Annotated in this window: 17 protein-coding genes and 2 riboswitches; of the genes, 11 read left to right on the top strand and 6 right to left on the bottom strand. The window is 62.8% G+C overall.

Translation table 11 applies throughout. The annotated features are described in order from the left end of the window. The first annotated feature begins 268 nt into the window (after positions 1 to 268). Complete coding sequence (locus tag AB0P14_RS03115) at positions 269 to 3445, top strand: chondroitinase family polysaccharide lyase (protein WP_363837590.1); 3177 nt, start codon at positions 269 to 271, stop codon at positions 3443 to 3445. A gap of 55 nt (positions 3446 to 3500) precedes the next feature. On the opposite strand, the gene AB0P14_RS03110 is transcribed toward AB0P14_RS03115, so the two are convergent. Beyond that, positions 3501 to 5108: a sulfatase-like hydrolase/transferase gene (locus AB0P14_RS03110; RefSeq protein WP_363837587.1), complete on the bottom strand. Its 1608-nt coding sequence runs from the start codon at positions 5106 to 5108 to the stop codon at positions 3501 to 3503. Between the two features lie 122 nt (positions 5109 to 5230). On the opposite strand from AB0P14_RS03110, the gene AB0P14_RS03105 reads away from it, so the two are divergent. The 5 genes from AB0P14_RS03105 to AB0P14_RS03085 all read left to right on the top strand — a co-directional run bounded on the left by AB0P14_RS03105 (position 5231) and on the right by AB0P14_RS03085 (position 9207). Beyond that, a complete protein-coding gene (locus tag AB0P14_RS03105; RefSeq protein WP_363837584.1) occupies positions 5231 to 6175 on the top strand; it encodes a TIM barrel protein in 945 nt (314 codons plus the stop codon). 60 nt (positions 6176 to 6235) lie between these two features. After that, positions 6236 to 7651, top strand: a complete 1416-nt coding sequence (locus AB0P14_RS03100; protein ID WP_363837581.1) for a sulfatase-like hydrolase/transferase — start codon at positions 6236 to 6238, stop codon at positions 7649 to 7651. A gap of 496 nt (positions 7652 to 8147) precedes the next feature. Then, positions 8148 to 8504 (top strand): WHG domain-containing protein, encoded by a 357-nt coding sequence (locus AB0P14_RS03095; protein ID WP_363837578.1) that lies wholly within the window; start codon positions 8148 to 8150, stop codon positions 8502 to 8504. Between the two features lie 11 nt (positions 8505 to 8515). Next, on the top strand, positions 8516 to 8872 hold the full coding sequence (locus AB0P14_RS03090) for a maleylpyruvate isomerase N-terminal domain-containing protein (RefSeq protein ID WP_363837575.1): 357 nt from the start codon (positions 8516 to 8518) through the stop codon (positions 8870 to 8872). Further along, entirely contained in the window at positions 8869 to 9207 is a 339-nt protein-coding gene (locus AB0P14_RS03085; protein ID WP_363837572.1) for a hypothetical protein, read from the top strand. Before AB0P14_RS03090 ends, AB0P14_RS03085 begins: the two co-directional genes overlap by 4 nt. A 46-nt stretch (positions 9208 to 9253) precedes the next feature. Here AB0P14_RS03085 and AB0P14_RS03080 read toward each other — a convergent pair whose 3' ends face one another. From AB0P14_RS03080 to AB0P14_RS03065, 4 genes are all read right to left on the bottom strand, one after another. Continuing rightward, the gene (locus AB0P14_RS03080) at positions 9254 to 10045 is read right to left on the bottom strand and encodes a class I SAM-dependent methyltransferase (protein WP_363837569.1); all 792 of its coding nucleotides are present in this window, start codon (positions 10043 to 10045) and stop codon (positions 9254 to 9256) included. A gap of 232 nt (positions 10046 to 10277) precedes the next feature. After that, positions 10278 to 12023, bottom strand: coding sequence for a DNA repair helicase XPB (locus AB0P14_RS03075; RefSeq protein ID WP_363837566.1), 1746 nt, complete (start codon positions 12021 to 12023; stop codon positions 10278 to 10280). Then, positions 12016 to 14010, bottom strand: a complete 1995-nt coding sequence (locus tag AB0P14_RS03070; protein WP_363837563.1) for a helicase-associated domain-containing protein — start codon at positions 14008 to 14010, stop codon at positions 12016 to 12018. The genes AB0P14_RS03075 and AB0P14_RS03070 overlap by 8 nt, the downstream gene beginning before the upstream one ends. Positions 14011 to 14030: 20 nt before the next feature. Then, positions 14031 to 14270, bottom strand: coding sequence for a hypothetical protein (locus AB0P14_RS03065; RefSeq protein WP_363837560.1), 240 nt, complete (start codon positions 14268 to 14270; stop codon positions 14031 to 14033). Positions 14271 to 14468: 198 nt separating this feature from the next. Here AB0P14_RS03065 and AB0P14_RS03060 point away from each other — a divergent pair, with 198 nt between their 5' ends. Together AB0P14_RS03060 and AB0P14_RS03055 are read left to right on the top strand one after the other, a co-directional pair. Continuing rightward, complete coding sequence (locus tag AB0P14_RS03060; RefSeq protein WP_363837558.1) at positions 14469 to 14849, top strand: cold shock domain-containing protein; 381 nt, start codon at positions 14469 to 14471, stop codon at positions 14847 to 14849. An 11-nt stretch (positions 14850 to 14860) separates the two neighbouring features. Continuing rightward, positions 14861 to 15445, top strand: coding sequence for a DUF3027 domain-containing protein (locus tag AB0P14_RS03055; protein ID WP_363837555.1), 585 nt, complete (start codon positions 14861 to 14863; stop codon positions 15443 to 15445). Between the two features lie 143 nt (positions 15446 to 15588). On the opposite strand, the gene serC is transcribed toward AB0P14_RS03055, so the two are convergent. Continuing rightward, the gene (serC, locus tag AB0P14_RS03050; protein ID WP_363837552.1) at positions 15589 to 16716 is read right to left on the bottom strand and encodes a phosphoserine transaminase; all 1128 of its coding nucleotides are present in this window, start codon (positions 16714 to 16716) and stop codon (positions 15589 to 15591) included. A 267-nt stretch (positions 16717 to 16983) separates the two neighbouring features. Between serC and AB0P14_RS03045 the strand changes: the two genes are divergently transcribed. From AB0P14_RS03045 to AB0P14_RS03035, 3 genes are all read left to right on the top strand, one after another. Then, complete coding sequence (locus AB0P14_RS03045) at positions 16984 to 17679, top strand: metal-dependent transcriptional regulator (RefSeq protein ID WP_363837549.1); 696 nt, start codon at positions 16984 to 16986, stop codon at positions 17677 to 17679. Between the two features lie 109 nt (positions 17680 to 17788). Beyond that, positions 17789 to 18048: riboswitch (cyclic di-AMP (ydaO/yuaA leader) on the top strand. 64 nt (positions 18049 to 18112) lie between these two features. Continuing rightward, the gene (locus tag AB0P14_RS03040; protein WP_363837546.1) at positions 18113 to 18862 is read left to right on the top strand and encodes a M23 family metallopeptidase; all 750 of its coding nucleotides are present in this window, start codon (positions 18113 to 18115) and stop codon (positions 18860 to 18862) included. Between the two features lie 151 nt (positions 18863 to 19013). Beyond that, positions 19014 to 19215, top strand: a riboswitch (cyclic di-AMP (ydaO/yuaA leader). Between the two features lie 4 nt (positions 19216 to 19219). Beyond that, on the top strand, positions 19220 to 20017 hold the full coding sequence (locus tag AB0P14_RS03035; protein ID WP_363837543.1) for an NlpC/P60 family protein: 798 nt from the start codon (positions 19220 to 19222) through the stop codon (positions 20015 to 20017). Positions 20018 to 20076: the final 59 nt, after the last annotated feature.

Raw genomic sequence — 20076 nt, 5'->3', positions numbered from 1 at the left:
TGCTTCACGGGTTCCGGCACTTGGCGCCGGGACCCTGCGGTACCAAGCAGTCAAGGGTGATCGAGGGGTAGGAATAAAGGACTACTTTGCTTTATGACTTTTTGGACAGGCATATAGTCCGCAGGAGCCACAGAATGCTGGGAATTTCGATGCGGCCAAGGTCATTGTTCGTGTGGCAGTGAAGTCCTTCTTGATTCGTTGCTCTAGAGGCATATGTACTGTGGGTCACATTTGTTTTTCCGCAGTGTTCCTCAGGAGGACGATCCTAATGCCCGGTCCAATCACGAATATCAGCCGTCGCGGCCTGCTTGTTGTTGCAGCCGCCGGTGCGGCCACAGTGGCCGCTGTGCCGTTGTCTCCAGCCAGCGCCGATACCCCTACGGCGGTCCAAACCCCTCTAGTCGCAGCCGTGCCACCAGCAACGCTGGCCGAGCTGGAAGCCACTGCGATGGCACTTAGGCCACCGGTGTTCCTGTTGGAAACCGTAGTTCCGGCACAGTTCAGCACCTCCGACAAATCACTGTTGAGCATTGTCTCCGAGGTACACCACACCGGCAATTCCAGCCTGCGCTGGGACTATGAGTCCCACTCCATACTCACTGTGCAGGCACCCTTGGGAATTGTCGCTCCCTCGGCTGCCTCGGGAGGTAACGGCGTTGATATTGGTTTGGACGTCAACACGCTGGCCTTCTGGGTGTACCAGTCGACGGCGTCATCCGGGAAGCTGCGCATTGAGGCCGGACGCGGTCAGCGAACGGATGCATGGTGTGAGATGAACCTGAATTTCACCGGGTGGCGGACTGCGTGGATCCGGTACCAGGACATGGAGGGGGAGGCCAAGGCAGACATGGACACGCTGCGTTTCATTGCCCCAGCCGATGCCGGCACCGTCCATCTCGACGAGTTGATCGTCAACCGGCCGCTGCGCTCGAACTTCCCGAGCCCTGACCGGCAGGCGCCGTTCGTCAACCCCGAGATCCACGCGAATGCGAACCAGCACTGGCAGGACCTGCTCTGGTTCTCCCAGCTGGCCGGGGAACCACTGCCAACCCCGGCTCCCACTGCCGGGCAACTGGCAGACCTCGACGCTGTCAAGGAAGCCTACTATCAGACGGTCCGCAAACAAGTGAAAGTCACGGCGGCTTCTGTCGATGCCATGGTGGCGAAGATCGACGAGCTGGGTGTGCCTCAGGCAGGTGTCCTTGGTGGCGGACGTGCAATCAACGGGTATCAGGTCGCCATCTACCCGCCGGTCATTGCCGCTGACCTCAAGCGACTCGCTCCGACCATTGGGTTGAAGGCCTTCACCAACCACATGTTTGAGGTGGCCTCGGCCTACGACTCGACGAAGGATTCGGAGCTGAGGGGCAGGCTGGCGGATCTGTATATCCGGTTGCTCGACTACTTCGATGATCAAGGATGGAGTGAAGGCAGCGTCCAAGGGACCATTCACCACCTCGGCTACCAGAACCGGGGGTTCTACGACTCGGTGTGGCTGATGCGGGAGCTGCTGGCCTCACGTGACAGGCTCGAGAATGTTCGCGGAACCCTGCACTGGATGGTGGGTATGGGCAGGCTCCGGATGGGGACCGGGCATGCCGATGTTTTCTACAACGGTATTTTCGACATCCTCAACACCACGCTGCTGGGCTTGCTGGGTGGTGCCTTAATGGCCGACGGTGAATCAGCCCAGGTGGCGCATCTGGGGTTGTTGCAGCAGTGGCTCAACCGCGCCATCAGTCCTTCGGCGGGGACCCAAACCGGCTTTAAGCCCGATTCCGCAACCTTTCACCACATGGGCCACTATCCGGCATACGCCCGAGATGGGCTCAGTAATGGGGCGCCGGCGTTGGCTGTGCTCTCGGGTACCAGCTTTGCGATCTCCCCGGAATCGCACGAGCGCTGGAACCAGGCCCTGTTGGCGATGCGCTTCTATTCCAACAAGAACAACTTTCCGATCAGTCTGTCCAACAGGCATCCCAAGGGTAGCGAATCGCTAAGTCTGGAGGGCTACCGGGTGATGACATTGGCCGGTAGTCCGGATGGCAAGCAGGCGCTAGACCCGGTTATGGGTGCGGCGTTCCTGCGGCTGCTGCCGGTAAAGCCTTCTTCGGCGCAACGTGAATTGGCGGAGCAGCTGGCGGGTGCAGGTGTGGTCGCGGAACCGGCCCCGAGTGGGTGCCAGGTGATGAACCATGCCGCGCTGGTTTCACAGCGGCGGGATGGCTGGCTGGTCTCCGTGCGAGGGCACAACCGACACCTGTGGTCCACGGAGATCTATGGTGGTTCCAACGAGTACGGTCGCTACCTCACCTATGGCCAGGTGCAGGTGCTCAGTGGTGGGGACCCGGTGAGTAATGCCGGCTCGGGCTTTGTCCAGCCCGGCTGGAATTGGAACAGGTTCCCAGGGACCACCGCGATCCAGCTGCCCTTTGAGCAGTTGGCAGCTGACATCCACCCCTTGGGTGAGGAGATGCTGCTGACCGACCAACGTTTGGGCGGTGGCGGCGTGATTGGTGGCAAGAATGGCGCGTTCCTGATGAGCCTGCATGAAAGTGCTGTTTATGACGGTACGTTTTATGCCCGCAAGTCAGTGTTCCTTTTTGATAACAGGGTGGTGGCTCTGGGGAGCGGGATCGAGAACCGTGACCGCACCAACAGCACACAAACAACGCTATTCCAATGTCACCTTGCCGATACGTCCGTGCCGACGCAGGATTCGCGGCAAGGCGCGATCACTGCACTTCCCTACAGCTTTGCCGGACAGCTGCATGATCCGGCGTGGCTCCTTGACCCCCAAAATGTGGGCTACTACGTGCCTAGGGGCCAGCGCTTGGAGGTGTCCCGGTCAGTGCAAACAGCCCCGGATCAGAGCGGCAAGACTGAGGGGACGCTGCCATATGCGAGCGCCGTTCTTGATCACGGGACCAAACCGAAGCGCGGGAAATACGAGTACGCCATGGTGGTGGGAGCTACGGCGGAATCCATGACGTCCTTCGCCGACGAGATGAACCGGCCGGACAAGGCGCCCTACAAGGTGCTCCGGCACGACGACACGGCCCATGTGGTGCAGGACCGGGCCACCGGTATCACTGCGCACGCCGTGTTCGAAGCCACCAAGAAGCTCAGCGACGGTGTGGTGAAGGCAGTTGACACCCCCTCAGTGGTGTTAATCCAGCCAGAGGGTGAGGAGCTGGTCCTCTCGGTGACCGACCCCGACCTGCGCTTCTACAATGGCAAGGCCAAGTCCGAACCGCTGCTATCCCCGTATGCGGCGCCGTGGCGTCAACTGCCCAGCCAAGCAAGCCTGATCACAGTGGAAATGGAAGGACGGTGGGCATCCAGCTCGCCGGGAGCCTCAGTGCTTGCCGGGCGCCGAACCACAAAGATCCTGGTGTCCTGCGCGGACGGCCTGACGAATGAATTGCGGCTGACGCGGCTCTAGAACGGCGACGGAGCAGGAGCTGCGGCGCCGGCCTCCGGGCGCCCGGTTGCCCCGCCTACGCACCGTCCCAGTTCGGCCCCGTAAACGCTCTCAGCGGGTCGGGGATGCTGCCGGTTTCCCCCGACGGCCCGGGCCCGGCCGCATACAGCGGCCGGTGCTGCCCGGCCCCCGCAACAGGGAGCGCGGCACCGTCAAATTCCGGCACGCCGTGTTGCGCGAACCAGCCGGCCAGCTGCGCACGGAGACCCGGCAACGCGGGGTGCGGGGCGGCGTCGTGCATCAAATTCATGCGCTCACCGGGATCCGCCGCCAGGTCGTAGAGTTCGTGCGGGCCGTGCGGGTGCCGGTGGACGTATTTGAGCTCCTGCGTGCGGATCATGCGTACGGGCCCGTATTCGTCATAAACCACGACGGCGCCTCCCGCCCTTTCCTGTGCAGCCCCGCCGTCAGCTGTGGTGGCGTCCGGGCGCAGCAGCGGGGCAAAGGAGGTTCCGGGGCCGGTCTCGAACGGGGCGGGGTCCAGGCCGGTGAGGTCCAGGATGGTGGCGGCGATGTCGTAGGCGGAGAGCAGCTCGTGGCGGACCTGGCCGCCGGTGATTCGCCCTGGCCAGTGGAAGATGGCGGGGACCTTGACGGAGGAGTCATACATGTTCTGCGGGAACGTGCCGTTGCCCTTGCCCCACACGCCGTGGTGGCCGGCGTTGAAGCCGTTGTCGCTGCTGAAGATGACCAGCGTGTTCTCCCGCAGGCCCAGGCGTTCAAGTTGCTCCATGATGCGCCCGATCGCGGCATCCATGGCGCTGACAGCCGCAAAGTAGCCCACCAGTGCTGCCCGTACGTCCGGCTCGCCGCCAATCGCGACCCCGTCAACGGTTGGCTGCCAGGGGTGCGGCTCCTCCTGTGGGCAGCTCTCAAAGGCGCAGTCGGCGTAAAGGTCCTCGAATTCCTTGGGGTGCTGGCCCTTCCAGGGCTTGTGCGGAGCGGTGTAGTTGACGGCCAGAAAGAACGGCTCCGGCGCCGTCGCAGCGCCAGGCGCCGTCGCAGCGCCAGGCGCCGCGCCGATCCCGGTTGCCTGTGACACCGAGACCTGCCGAGCCGACTCCCTGTCCAGGAAGGCGTGGGCATCTTCGGTGATGGCGTCGGTCAGGTAGGTGGTGGTTTCCTCGCGCTCGCCGTTGCGGTACATGGTGGCCCCCGTGTACGGACTGCCGCCGCCTTCGAGCCCGTACCAGTGCACGAAGCCCCTGCGCGGGGCGTCGTTGGCGCCCATGTGCCACTTTCCGGAAAGCCCCATCCGGTAGCCGTTGTCCGCCAGCACGTCCGTGAAAATCTGCTGCCCGGCCAGGTAGTCCGGGGCCCCGGCTCCCACCTCAACGCCTGTCAGGTAGTCGTGGATGCCGTGGCGTGAGGGGATTTGCCCCGTCATCAGGCTGGCCCGGGCGGGGGAGCAGACGGGGGAGACGCAGAAGAAATTTTCCAGCCGTGTTCCTTCGGCCGCCAGCCCATCCAGCACGGGGGTGTGGATGTCGTCGTTGCCGGCGCAGCCCAGCGCCCACGGACCCTGGTCATCGCTGAGGATGAACACAATGTTGGGCAGACTTGGCTGATGTGCTCTGGCACCTGCGGTTTTTGTGGTGGGGGTGTTGTGGGCAGGGCCGGTCATTGCTTCTCCTTGGATGTGGGGTAACCACCACAGATACCAGTGTTCCACGAGAGGAATCAAGGAGTGCTTTTCGGTGGCCAAACATTGTTGGAAAGCGCATTCCGGACTAGTCTTGGAGGACATTGACGATTGCTGCAGAGAGGGCCACCATGCCTTTGGCGTTTTCCACATTGGGGTGTCCGGGGGACTCTCTGGCCCAGGTCATTCACACCGCCCGCGCCACCGGGGCGACCGGCATTGAGATAAGGGCGGCCGAGGGCCAGTTTGTGTTCCCCGGCATGACTGCGGCGGAACGTGCGGGCGTCGCCCGGGAGCTGGCCGGCGCCGGCCTCACCGTCCTGGCCCTGGCCAGCTACGTCCAGGTGTGTGCCCCGCTTGAGCAGGACAGGCACGACGGCGGATCCCGCGGCCCGGGTGCCGCTGCCCAAGGAGGCCCCGGCGCAAACGATCCGGTGCTCGCGGACTTGCTGGCCGCCGTCGACCTTGCCGCTGACTTGTCGGCAGGCAATGCCGGTACCGGGGCGCAGGTGCGTGTGTTTCCCGGGGCGGGGCTGAAGCCGTGCGGGCCGGGGGAGGATCCGTCGGCGGAACTGCTGGCGGCGGACCTTTTGGGCGCGCGCCGGCTCAATGCCGCGGCGCAGCGGGCCAGGCAGCGGGGGGTCACCATGCTGCTGGAAACGCACGATTCACACCCGCGTGCCGCCGACATTGTGCGCATTCTGGCCCATGTTGAGCAGGATGCGCCGGTCAAGGTGATTTGGGACTTGATGCATCCGTGGCGTCATGACGAGACGCCCGCGCGCACGGCCGAGCTGCTAGCGGACTCGCTGGCCTATGCCCAGTACAAGGACGGCGTGCGGAATCCGGGCACCAACACCGTGACACTCACACTGCCCGGCGACGGCGAGCTGCCGCTGCTGGACATGAGGCAGCTGGTGGCTGGCATTTCCGCGGCGCACGGCATCGCCGACCCGTGGGTCTCACTGGAATGGGAACGCGCCTGGCATCCGCAGCTGCCGCCCGTTGCCGAAGCACTGGAATCGCTCAAGCAGGTCTTGGGCGCTTGAACGCCCGGGCGCTTAAAACCGCATCCCCATGTACGTCCCCCGTTTTGTATAGGAGCAGTCATGCCCACCGCCGCAACGAAGCGCAAGCCCAACAGCCCGAACATCATGGTCATCATTTCCGACGACCACGGCTATGCTGACCGTTCCATCCTGGGTGTCCAGGACGATGTTGACACACCCGCACTGGACCGGCTGGCCCGGGAGGGGGCGTCGTATTCCAACGCGTACGTGACGGCGCCGATTTGTTCGCCGTCCCGGGCGGGACTGGCGGCCGGCAGTTACCAGCAGCGGTGGGGTGCACGCTGGTTCACCGACTCGGAAATCTGTCCGGAGAAGGTTCCTACCATCGCCGAGCTGCTCCGCAACGAGGGCTACACCACCGGCTACTTCGGCAAGGTCCACTACGGCACCGAACACCACGGGGACCGAGGCACTCCGCCGCAGCACGGCTACGACGAATCGTTCTACGGGCTGGCGGGGGAGTCCATGGGCCGGCTCAACTACCTCCACCACTCTGAAGAGTCGGTGGAAGAGTATGGCGAGGCGGCAGTCCCCATGGCCGTTCAGCCGCTGTGGAACGGGGAAGAGCCGCAGGCGCTGGAGGGCTTCCTGACCGACGCCATTGGCGAGCGGACCCGGGCCTTCGTGGCCGAGCACGCGGACAAGCCCTTCCTTGCCACGGTGGCGTTCAACGCCGTCCACAACTTTTGCTGGCAGCTTCCCGCCGAGGAGCTCGCCAAGCGCGGCCTCCCCTCCTACGAGGACTGGAACCCGGGCGCCGGCGAATACCTTGACTGGTATGACGGCGCCATCAGCCCACACCTGGAAAACGGCCGGGCCTACTACCTGGCACAGCTGGAGCTCATGGACGCGCAGATCGGACTCATCCTGGACCAACTCGACGCGCTTGGCCTGGCCAAAGACACCATCGTGGTCTATCTGACGGACAACGGCGGTTCCACTTGCAACTACGGGGTCAACCTGCCCCTGCGTGGCACCAAGTACACGCTCTGGGAGGGCGGCGTGCGAGTGCCGTTCCTGCTGCGCTGGCCGGACCGGGTGCCCGCCGGCGTCGTCCGCGAGGGACTCACGAGTTCCATGGACATCCTCCCGACGGCCTTGGCTGCCGCCGGTGCCAACCCTGCCGCCTACGCCCACAGCGACGGCCGGGACCTGCTCGCCACCGACGGACACGAGGCCCTGCACTGGGATTGCGGCTGGCAGTGGTCGGTGCGCCGCGGCGACTGGAAGTTGCACTGGGTGGAACCCGGCTCGCCCGTGGCGGAGGCCATTCGCGACGTGGAGCATGCCGAGCCCGGCAGCGGCTACTTCCTGTCCAACCTGGCGCAGGATCCTGCCGAGACCACCAACCTGTACGACGCCGAGGCAACAGTTGCCGCCGAGCTCGCCGCCCTGCATGCGGCCTGGGTGGCGGACGTGGGGAGTGCCGGTGTCGAATCTGCAAGCGTTTCCTAACAACCCCCGCCATGGACCCTGATCCACTGCCAAGTAACACTCCTGGAATCCGCTGCTAAGGTCGCCCAAAGCCTGTCGCAAAAACGGTCGGTCGAAGGAATGTACTTGTCAATGGACTCTCTCGCATCGGCGCCGTTGTGGGGACTCCGGTGCTGGCTGGCGGCATGATGGACCAGACCAGACCAGACCAGACCTGACCTGACCTGACCTGACCTGACCAAGCACAAGATCCATCGATCGACACCTCCACCACCACCGACTGCCCCCGCGGCTACACGCCGGGCCCAGCGGTCTCGGGCAACCCGCCGTCCGGTGGTGCTGTCAGTATTATCTTGGGCGCCTGATCCCGTATGCATCCGGTGGAGCGGCTGACCCGGAACCGCCCAACTCCCGCCGCCGCCGTCGAGCTGATGGCTCGCGACGGAGTGGCAGGCATGTCGCTCTCCGCCGTGGCCCGCGCCGTGGGCAGGACCACCCCCGAGTCCACGATGATCCCGTGGCTGCACTCTTTGCCGGGGCCCGCGCCTATGTGGACTGGTCGCTGCGGAATCCCGTCAGTGCCCAGTTGCTGCACCGGCGGCCAGTGCCGGGCTTCGAACCCTCGGCGCAGGCCTTCGCGCCAAGCATCGCCATAATTGCCTCATTGCGAGCCCTACTGGTGCTCGCCGTCGAGCGGGGCCGGCTCATCCCGGAAGCCGCCACCGAGGAGGCCGTGCTGCTGTTCACCTCGGTGGTTGCCGGCGTCGTCTCTCAACAATTAGCCAATGAGCCCCAGGCCGGGCCCGAGGATGGCCGGTACGCCCGGCTGCTGGACCCCGCGCTGGCCATGTGGCTGGCCCACTACACTCCCTGAGGGAGACCGCCATGAATTCCACCGTCAATGCCGCCACCGTTGCCACCTCAACCAAGGCCGATGCGGCCGCCGCCTACCCAGCCGTCATGCGAGCTGTGGCTGATGCCTTCGAGGCGCTCACTCCCGAGCAATGGCGGCTGGACACCGAATGCACGGGGTGGACTGTCCGCCACCTGGCCGCGCATTTTTTGGGTGCCCAGGAGGATGTGCTCAGCGTGCCCACTGTTCTCTGGCGCCGGGAACGCGGACGACGCCGGCATCCTCACCTTTCGCTCTTGGACGCCGCCAACGAAGTACAAATTGCGGACCACGCAGGCTTGTCTACTGCGGAGCTGTGCCGCTGCGTTTGGGCTATCTCTTCAATGTGATCTATCTGCGCGACGCCTGGATGCATGGCTTCGATCTGGCGAGGGCCACCGAGATGCAGCGCTTCGCCACTGACAAGGATGCCGTGGTGATGGCCCAAATTGTGCGGGACGCAGCCACTGCGTGGGGTGCGGGATCCGCCGTCGAACTTGAACTGACGGGGGAGCAGTCCGGGGAATGGCAGCTGGGCCAAGGCGTGCCGGAAGCGCGGCTGCGCACCGACGGCCTGGAGCTGTGCCGCAGCCTGTCCGGGCGGATTCCGACCAAGGGTATCAGCACAGTTTCGGGGAATCCGCAGCTTGCGCACACGCTGGGCGGGCTGCGAGTTCTGTTCTAACGGGGCTGGCGTAAGAGGGGGCCGTTCTATCGGACTAGGAGGATTTTCAGGCGAGGTGGGAGTAAATCTCCACCGGAGCAAGAAGCCCAGATTTGAAAGCTGTGAGGAGGTTGGACATGGCTCCGGCCTCAACGCCAACGGGGCCTCCGGAGGCTAGCGCCTTCTCCAAGAATGCAATTCCTTCTGCCAGCGCTTTGGCTTCCTGGTCGACGTCGAAACCAGCTTGGGCCAGCGCGTCGCTGTAGGCCAGGGGCGGTTGCACAAAGGAGGTCTCCGGGGTGAGCGCCCAGGGCAGGGGATAGGGTTCGATGTCGCCGCCGAGGAGCATGATGTCGTACACGGCAAAAACGCCGCCGGGGCGAAGGACGCGGGCGGCCTCGGCGAAGACCTTGTCCTTGTCTTGGATGTTCATGCCCACATGGATCATGAGTGCGATGTCGAAGGAATCGTCGCCGAAAGGCAGGGCGAGAATGCTGCCTTGGCTGAAGTCGACTTGGCCGGACAGTCCGGTGCGCTTGGTGAGTGAGCGGGCGGTGTCCACGAATCCTGGTGTCAGGTCCACACCGTGGACTGTGGCGCCGAAGTCGTGCGCCACATGGCGGGCCACCCCGCCCGTGCCTGAGCCTAGATCCACCACATGGCTGCCAGCATTGATGCCGGCACGGTGGGCAACGCGGGTTGTGGCCGCTGCACCGCCGATATGGAGTTGGTCCGCGCCGTGTAGATCAGCCGGGGCGAAACTCTCCGGGTTCCCGCCGGCAGCCTTGATGATTCCCAATAATTGGTCTTCTACGTTGCTGCGTCCGTAGTGGGCGGCAACTGTCTCCTCGGTGTTCATGGCGTCTCCAAGCGGTCCACGCGAACTGCGGAGAATCCCGCATTTTTTGATCCTACTCCTGCGAGGGTGCTAGCGAGAGGGGTCTGCGCCGACGGAGTTGGGCGGGAGCGAATGCGCTCTTGGTTGCCGGACACATTTATTGGATCCCAGTGAGATAGCGTCGGCGAAAAACGCGCCATTGCTGCGATAGCGTCGCCGGAAAAGCCGCCATTGGTGAGATAGCGTCGGTCAGTCAGTCGAGAGGCTCGGCGATGTCTGCAGCGTCCACAATTCTGTAGGCGTAGCCTTGTTCGGCGAGGAAGCGCTGACGCTTGGCGGCAAAGTCGGCGTCCACGGTATCGCGGGCAACGACGGTGTAGAAACGAGCCGTCCGGCCGTCGGCCTTGGGACGCATGAGCCGACCCAATCGCTGCGCCTCTTCTTGCCGGGAACCGAAAGCCCCGGAGACTTGAATGGCCACGGAAGCCTCCGGCAGGTCCAGCGAAAAGTTTGCCACCTTGGAGACCACCAGCACGGAAATCTGGCCCTGCCGGAACTCCTCGAATAGACGTTGGCGTTCCTTGACGCTCGTGCTGCCGGTGATCAGCGGAGCCCGCAGTGCCGCAGCCAATTCGTCCAACTGATCCAGATACTGCCCAATCACCAAGATTTGCTCATCCGGATGGGACGCTACAAGGGCTTGCGCAACCACAGACTTGGCAGGGGAGGTAGCGCACAGTCGGTACCTCCCGCCGTCGTCTGTGATTGCGTAAGCGAGCCGCTCGGCACGGCTCAGATCCACACGAACCTCAACGCAATCGGCTGGCGCAATATGGCCCTGAGCCTCAATATCTTTCCACGGAGCGTCATAGCGTTTGGGGCCGATCAGGGCGAAAACCTCGCCTTCGCGGCCGTCCTCGCGCACCAAGGTGGCGGTCAGTCCCAGCCGCCGACGGGCCTGAAGGTCCGCGGTCATCCGGAAAATAGGGGCCGGCAGCAGGTGTACCTCATCGTAAATGAGCAGGCCCCAATCGTGATCGTTAAGCAGATCCAGGTGCGTGTACATGCCGTTGCGGCGTGTGGTGAGCACCTGATAGGTGGCAATTGTGACCGGACGCAGTTCCTTGACAGCCCCGGAGTATTCGCCGATTTCGTGCTCGGACAGGGTGGTGCGCTTGAGAAGTTCGGCCTTCCACTGCCGCGCGGAAAGGGTGTTGGTGACCAGAATCAGGACGGTGGTCCCCGAGGCGGCCATGGCGGCAGCACCCACAATCGTCTTGCCCGCACCACACGGTAGAACCACGACGCCCGAACCGCCAGCCCAAAAATTCTCCACAGCCTGGCGCTGGTACGGCCGCAACGTCCACGGGGTTTTGGGTTTGGCGGTGTCACCGGCGGCTGCGTCACTGGCGGACACAGCATCGGCGGTCTCGGCGGGCAGCTCAGCGTTGGTAGCGCTATCGCCGTCATCCGTCAGCGCAATCAGGTGCGCGGTGCCATCGACGTATCCAGCCAGATCCTCCGCGGGCCAGCCCGCCTGCAACAGCAAGGCCTTGAGCTCACCTCGCGCCGAACCATGGACCACCGCCGTCAGCGGATCAATGCGGGCGCCGAGCAACGCCGCCACCTTCTTGCCGTGCGCCACTTCCGTCAGAATCAACTCGTCATCGCTGCGCAGTACCAAACCGTGAGTGGGGTCATTCTCCAACCGGAGCCGGCCATACCGCGCCATGATCTCCACAATGTCCAGCAGCAACGGATGCGGCACGGGGTAGCGGGAATAACGCAGCAGTGTATCGACCACATGTTCGGCGTCGTGCCCTGCCGCCCGCGCATTCCACAGCCCCAACGGTGTAATCCGGTAGCTGTGCATGTGCTCGGGCGCGCGTTCCAAATCAGCGAACGACGCAATGGCATGCCGGGCATCCTCGGCCTCCGCATGCGCCACTTCCAGGAGGATGGTCTTATCGCTCTGAACGATCAACGGTCCGTCAGCCATGACGCTCCTTGCTGGTGGTAGATGTGCTGGTGGCAGGTGTATTTGCGTGGTCCGGGTCTGCGATCTGAGGTTCTGTGAGCTGAGGTTCTTTGAGTTGGGGTTCAGCGTCCTGCCGTGCCGGGGCCGCCGAGATGATCCGGTGAATGCTGAGCCGCCGCTCTCGATTTGCGCCCGACAGTCTCGCTCGCAGCGTCCCCGCCACCAACGACACCGGCCGCAGCAGCAGTTCCTCAATCTCCCCGGTGCCGTCCACAACCCGTACCCTGAGGAGATCGCCGAGCCCCAGCGCCCGCCGTAGTTCTTCCATGACCAGTGCTGGCCCGGATTCGCCCACCCCATCGTTCGCCCAGACAGGCTGACTGCGCAGACGCTCTAACTGTGCCAGCGCTAAGGCCTCTGGGTCTTCATGGACGACGCCGTAGCCCGGCTGAATTTGTTTCGCCACCTGTCGCCGGGCTGCTGCCGGGGACGGTGGGGTTGATGAGCTTGCGTCATGATTGCTGCGGAAGACCTCGGCAATGAGGAACGCCAAAGATTGTGGCACAGCTGTGCTTGAATGCTGTTGGAGGAAATCGAGCACAGCGGTACGGCTCAGGCCAGAGGCTGCGGCGAACTCCAGCGATTGCTGGCTGAATCTGAAGATTCCGGCAGCACCGCGACCCTCGGGGAGTGCCATGAGCTTGAGTTTCGAGGTGATGCCCGGGACCAGAAAACCCGGTGCGATGGCCGTGAGATCACCCTGCAGCACGAAGTGGTCCACGGGAGCGGGCAGCAAGGCATGCATGGCGGCGATCGCCAGAGCTGCTTCAGCCAGAGCGGCATCGTCAGCCAACGCAGCCTCACCGCTGGCGGCTGCCCGGCCCGGGGCACTGAGGGCGCCAGCGCCTGTGATTCCGAGCCATTCCAGTTCGCACAAAAGATCCGGAAGTTCGTGGCTCAGGGCTGCAGTCTGCCGCGGATGGTGCCAGCTCAAGGCATCGAGGACCGAGTGCACGTCAGGCGCTGGTGAGCTTGATGCCGCAGAGCCAGCCGTAAGAGCGGCCATAACTGTTACTAGCTGACGGCGCCATTGCCGCGCCTGCCGGGGAGGATCGTAGGGTTCCAGCGCATTGAGAAGCGCTGAGGGTGGCCGGGCGTTGTCCAGCCATGAGCGAACGAGGACAAACCACTGCTCGGCTCTCTCCAACGAGCTCCACTTCGCGGCAGGGCCGTGCAGGGTATCAGCGCGCCAGCAGCGACCAGAGCCGTCAAAGGATAAGAGGTCGGCGGCTGCGGCTAGTTCTAGATAGAAGTCCACGGTTGGTGCGTCGAGCCCCAAGGCTTTCGAGAGCTCACGCAGCGTGCGGACACCGAGGGTGCCATCTCGCAAAACGGTCAGTCCAGGGGCCCGCAGCCCGGCGAGGCTGCTGCCGGCGCCGCCGGCCACCTCCAACAATTCGCTCATGGTGCGCACTAACGTCTCGACCGCGCTGCCAACAGCGTTGTCGCGCATTGAGGAGGAAACAGGAGACAGGCGTGGTTGAGGTACCTCGGAAAAACCGGGAAAATCGGGAAATCCGGGGAGAACGTGAAGAGCACTGACGGGAGGCGAGTCCTCGCTGCCCAAGGCAAGTGTCACAGCGGTGAGGGGCTGGATGAGGTGCGTGCCGGCGTCGTGCGTCAGGGCAGGAAGGTGGGCAGGAACCAGAGCAGGACGAGCGGCGGGATCCGCCCGGAGAAGGAGGCCGAGCTCGTGGAGTTGACTGAGCTCCGGCAAACCCTCGGAAAGCAAACCGCCAACAGGCAGCTCGGCTAGGACACGCAGCGCCGGGAGGCCGAGCTGATCGAGCGCTGCATTGATGCTGGCCGCGGTGGAGAGCCGGCTAGCGAGATCCGCGAAGGTGGCTACCGGGGGAGTGATCGCGTCGGGACGCCGGGCGAAAAGCCGGAGCAAGTCCGCGTCGCTGCGGACTGCGAGACTGGTGGCAAACTCCTGCAAAGTGCCCAAGGAACGGTGGGGCGGGCGGCTCAGAGTCGGCGGCGGGCGGCCACGGCGTACAAGACGCTGGTGCCCATCATCAGAAATGCTGCGGGGAGGGCGATCATGGCGATCCAGTTGAAGCCGGGCCATGGGGTGCCGCCAACCCATTTGCTGACCAAAACCACGATCAAGGCGATCAGGGCGGCAAGGGCCAGCGCCATGGCGGTGTAATTGAACAGCTGCCAACCGCGGTTGAGGCGTTGTGGGGCGGAAAAATGGGGGCTCATGAACATAACGCTAACAGCGGACAGGTGAGGCACAAAGCCGCACGGGTTTCGCCGACACGGTAACCTAGTACCCAGTAGAACTGCGCAACCTGCTGCTGCAGGCACCGCCCGCCAGATTCCCGGGACCGGGAACGGCGTAGAGCAACCGCACAGGCATGGAAAGCAGTTCGCGACTTTCAACTTATAAGGGGTAAGCAAGTGCCTATCGGCAAAGTGAAGTGGTACGACAACGAAAAGGGCTTCGGCATCATTGCGGCCGACGACGGCCGTGAGGTTTTCCTGCGAGCCAACGCCCTGCCCGCCGACGCCGGCGATATCAAGCCCGGCATGCGCATGGAATTTGGTGTGGCTGACGGACGCAAGGGTGCCCAGGCCATGGCGGCAAAGATTCTTGAGCGCAGCGCCTCCGTGGCCAAGGCTAAGCGCATGCCTGCCCGCGACCTGGCACCGATTGTCCAGGACCTGGTCTCGCTGCTTGAGCACTCGATTGGTTCCCTCAATAACGGCAAATATCCTGACGGTGACGCAAGCAAGATTGCTGCTGCGCTGCGCAAGGTTGCCGACAACTTCGACGCGTAACGGTGCCCATCATGACCGAAATTTCCAGTCCCACAGAAGCCCAATCAGCAACCGTTCCCGCGCCACTTCCCGGCGTTCCGATGTGGCGGGTGGGCAAGCCTGATGCTTTCTTGGCAGCCGACGTGGACGCTGCACGGGACGCCGTGGCGAGTATTGCCAGTGACTGGGCCATCGGTAAGCACCTTGGCGCGCGCAGCGAAGGCGTCCGGTGCGTGACCCACTTGTTCGAGTCCCTTCAGCCCGGCTATTCGGGCTGGGTCTGGTTCGCCTCGCTGAGCCGTGTTTCGCGCAGCAAGGAATCCACGGTCAACGAGGTCGGCATGCTGCCCACCGAGGACTCCGTGCTGGCGCCGGCATGGGTGCCGTGGGCCGAGCGGGTTCGTCCCGAGGACCAGCAGGACGAGGAGCACGCCGCCGCCGAGGTGGCCTCAACGGAAGCGGACGACGCCGAAGCTGACGCCACCACTGGTGAATCCGGAGACGATGCCGAGGCTACTGATGACGACGCGGCTAGTTTCGATGGCGATGCTGACGACGAGACTGACGACGCAGACGGCGAGCCGGACGAGGCTGACGGCGAAGTCGGGAACAACTAAAACACATCTGGGCTCGGTCCTCACATAAGGGGACAAACTCGGGCAGCCACAAGGTGCTAGAAGGTGCCAGCCACAAGGTTCTAGGCAAAAGATAAGGCCGCTTCCCTGAACGGGTAGCGGCCTTATCTTGTGGTGCTTAGGAATCAGATGTTCTCAATGACGTAGTCGATGCACTTGATCAGTGCGGTGACGTCTTCGGGATCGATCGCCACGAAGGTGGCGATGCGAAGCTGATTGCGGCCCAGCTTGCGGTAAGGCTCGGTGTCCACGATGCCGTTGGCACGCAGCACCTTGGCAACCGCGGCGGCGTCGACCGATTCGTCGAAGTCGATGGTGACGATGACGTTGGAGCGGTCTTCGGGGTTCACCACGTACGGGGCAGCGACAGCCGATTCTTCGGCCCAGGTGTACAAGCGGCCAGCGGAATCAGCCGTGCGTGCCGAGGCGAAGTCAAGGCCACCGTTGTCGTTGAGCCACTGGACCTGGTTGTTCAAGGTAACCAGCGTGGAGAGCGCAGGCGTGTTGTACGTCTGGTTCAACAGGGAGTTGTCAATGGCTGTCTTGAGGTTCAGGAAGTCCGGAACCCAGCGGTCGGAGGCGGCAATGCGTGCTGCACGCTCAAGGGCTGCGGGTGAGAACAAGCCGAGCCACAGGCCGCCGTCGGAGGCGAAGTTCTTCTGGGGTGCGAAGTAGTAGACATCGCTCTCACTCACATCAACAGCCAGGCCGCCGGCTGCGGAGGTCGCATCGATCAGAACCAGTGCGCCATCGTCGGCGCCTGCAACGCGCTTCACCGGGGCAGCAACGCCGGTGGAGGTTTCGTTCTGGGGCCACGCGTAGACATCGACGCCTGCTTCAGCAATGGACACCGGGCGGGTGCCGGGCTCAGCCTTGATGATGGAGGAAGCAGCCAGGAACGGGGCCTTATCGGTGGCGGCTGCAAACTTTGAGCCGAACTCGCCGAAGGAAAGGTGCTGGGCCTTGTTCTCTACGAGACCAAAGGTAGCTACATCCCAGAACGCGGTGGAGCCGCCAACGCCGAGGATCACTTCATAATCATCGGGTGCGTTGAAAAACTGCTTCAAACCGCTGCGGACATCGCCCACGAGGTTCTTGACCGGTGCCTGACGGTGGGAGGTGCCGAGTAGGGCTGCTCCGGCCTCGGAGAGCGCCGCGACCTGCTCGGGGCGAACCTTGGAGGGACCAGCGCCGAAGCGGCCGTCGACCGGGCGCAGGTTGGCAGGGATGGTGAGGGGCGTGGATTCGCTCACGAGTTGCTCCAAAATTAAGCGATGGAAGTTGTGTTTTGAGCCAAGGGCTGTTGCCAATTCTGCCGTAGAAGAGCGCGCAGAAGAAAATGCAAGACATCAGTCCCGCAATATGGGGTTTTAATACAACTGCGCCAGTTCAGCTCTTCTTTCAATCTACATGTGGACCCCTTCTAGTCCTGTCGGGTTTCCCCGCAAGGGCGCAAGCAGGCTAACGTAGAGACGATGCTTACTGCCATAAAACTCGCCCAATAACAGGAGGTCATTGCCGTGGCTGATCTGATCGACACAACTGAGATGTACTTGCGTACCATCCTGGAGTTGGAAGAAGAGAACATTGTCGCCTTGAGGGCGCGTATTGCCGAGCGCCTGCACCACTCGGGTCCTACCGTTTCCCAGACCATTGGACGCATGGAACGCGATGGCCTGGTCATCGTCTCCGGTGATCGGCACTTGGAGCTGACAGCCGAGGGTCGCGACAAGGCAACGAGGGTCATGCGCAAGCACCGCCTTGCGGAGCGTTTGCTCTCAGATGTGATCGGGCTGGACTGGGCCTTTGTGCACGAAGAAGCCTGCCGCTGGGAACATGTCATGAGTGAGCGGGTTGAACAGCGTCTGTTTGACTTGCTGGGACGTCCAAATGAATCTCCGTACGGAAACCCCATCCCGGGTCTGGAAGAGCTGGGAGGTGAGGTAGCTCCCGTTTTTGCTGCGGGCTTGGTCACATTGGTGGAGGCCATGAGTGGCTACACAGTCGGCCAAGAAGTGATCATTCACAGGCTGTCCGAACGGATACAGGTGGACCCTGAACTCCTGCTCCAATTGGATGAGGGTGGATTACGCCCTGGGGCCCGGATCTCCTTGGGACAAGTGGGGGAGTACATCTCCGTGCGGGTGCCAGGAATTGAGGGCGCATTGGAGCTTCCGCCAGAGGTCGCATCGCACGTTTTCGTGTCCTTGGGCTAACGGCGTTTTTTGACACTGCACTATTGATGAATAAGGTAACGGAATTATTACGTTTACCGCTTGTACCGTATAGTAAACATCTGACGCTGTAACCAAAGCGTTACCGTACTGCGACACCTAACCTTGCCTTCGCAGCACGGACAGTAATCATTTAGGCAAGGGCGGGGGAACCACTTTTGACGGACCATGGGTCCGTCTTGGGGTGAAGCCCACACTCGAAATGCAACACTCGCAACACCTATGACGCAGCTCCAACGCTGACTGCGCCTTGGCTATGCCTGTGTCAAAAGAGCGTGGGCCGGATCAAAAGTTACACTCTCTGATCCGAATCCGACAGCTAACTTCGCAGGTGCTTTATCTAGAGAGGTTTTTAGTGTCAGAGGTCAAAGTGCGGGGACGCCGTCGTGCGTCTTCGTTGGCAACTCATGAGCTGTTGTCAGTACCCGGTAGTCGCCGGGAAGCAATTGCCGCAGAGCGTGCAAGTGCCCCAACAAGTAGTGCAGTAGCCCAGTTGCTGCGTGCCGGAGTCGCCAGCGGCGCCGGCCAAAAAATGGGCGTAGCCATGGCGGCCACGGGTCTAGTCCTGGCTGTCACGCTTCCTTCCACGCAGGTTTCCGAAGACCTTCACCTCGATACTGCAGCAGCTGTTTCCGCGGAAACACTGGTCACAGCAGGCGCGCAGATCCCCATCACCTTCGCCACTCCGGAAATCGGCAGTGCCTTGAACCCTGATGGTCAGCTCAAAGAAACCCTCAAGGTCAACGCCTCCAACGTGACGCCCCAGGCTTCCAAAGGGACCCTCTCGGCACCCCTGCTGACATTGGTTGAGAGTTCACCCTTTGGTAACCGCATCAGCCCCATCACCGGCCAGATCGATGAGCGTCACACCGGCCAGGACTACGCCGTCGCAAGCGGCACAGAAGTACTTTCCGCCGCTGGTGGAACCGTTACCTTCTCGGGCTGGCATGACTTCGGTGGTGGCAATCGCGTGGTTATCGACCACGGCAACGGCCTCTCAACCTCGTACAACCACATGAGCGCCAATCTGGTGCAGGTTGGCCAGAAGGTTGAACGCGGAGATGTTGTGGGCCTCAGTGGCTCCACAGGCGCCTCTACCGGCCCCCATCTGCATTTCGAGGTCATCATCGACGACGAAGTTGTCGATCCTAAGGGTTGGCTGTAAGTCCTCCACAGGGCCTCCATAGTTACGACTTAGTCACACGACCGTGACCTGAACGTGACATTGAGAAAAAACTGTTGTACCGTCGTAATCGCGCCAACTTCGAATCAAGTCGGCGCCCATGAGTCGATTGCCTAGCTCTGCCACTACTCATGGTCCGTTCGTATCAATCGTCTGGCAGGGGCGGGGGAACCAATAATCGGGATTCGCAGCGGTTTTGCGAAACCCTAGGGGTGAAGCCGCGAAGCGTTCAGTCACTGGCAGGGAAGAAATTCCTTGGGTGGGACAACGTGGAGCGGCCGGGTGACTCCCATCCGAATCCGACAGCTTACCTCGCAGGCTTTGGGAGAGGAATCCTTCTTGGCTTCAAACACTGCCCTCGGGCGCCACCGCGCCGAGGTTGTTAAGACCAGTCCGATCTCCACCCTCACGAAAGCCGTCAGTTTCAATGTCGGCGGGGTTGGTCGTCAGGCTGCTGTCATCGCAGCAGCTTCAGGGCTTGTACTGACTTCCGGTATCGCCGCAAACGCCGCAACTCCCACAGTGGAGCGCGCTTCGGACGGTGCCACAACGCTGAACCTGAACACGGAACTCGCTTCCGCCATCACGGCAGCTTCCACGGTGAAGATTTCCTTCGCTACACCCACCATCACCTCCACCCCGGCTCCTGTCATTGAAGAGCCGGTAGTTGTAGAGGCGCAGTCCAGTGAAGTTGCAGTTGCAGCTCCGGTTGCTGAAGCAGCACCCGCAGCAGCACCGGCTGCAGCGCCGGCCGTAACGGTCTCAACGCCTGAGCCGGCTGCAACCCAGTCTGTAGCCCCGAGTGGCGTTGGCGCGATCATTGCCAGTGCTGCCTTGGGTCAGCTCGGAATTGGCCAGGACTGCACCGCGCTGGTTCGCAACGCTCTGTCTGCCGCGGGGATTTCCTGGGTTGGCTGGCCCGGTGACTACCTGAACAAGGGCCGTCTAGTTTCTCAGGGCGAAGCACAGCCCGGCGACTTGATCTACTATGCAGACGGCGGCGTGGGTCTGGCCCACATCGCCGTTTACATTGGCAACGGCCAGGCAGTTCACGGCGGTTACCAGGGAACCACTAAGATCGCAGGAGCTTCTATTTATGGAGCTTCCGCTCCCGTCTTCATTGCTGTGGGTCACTAAGTAATACCAGCTTTTGTGCCCAAAGCCCCGTCTTTTGACGGGGCTTTGGCATTTAACGG

It is taken from the genome of Specibacter sp. NPDC078709, assembly GCF_040686795.1.
GTDB lineage: Bacteria > Actinomycetota > Actinomycetes > Actinomycetales > Micrococcaceae > Specibacter.
Note: the sequence above shows the minus strand (reverse complement) of the source record. Positions and strands in the feature narration are given on the sequence as shown.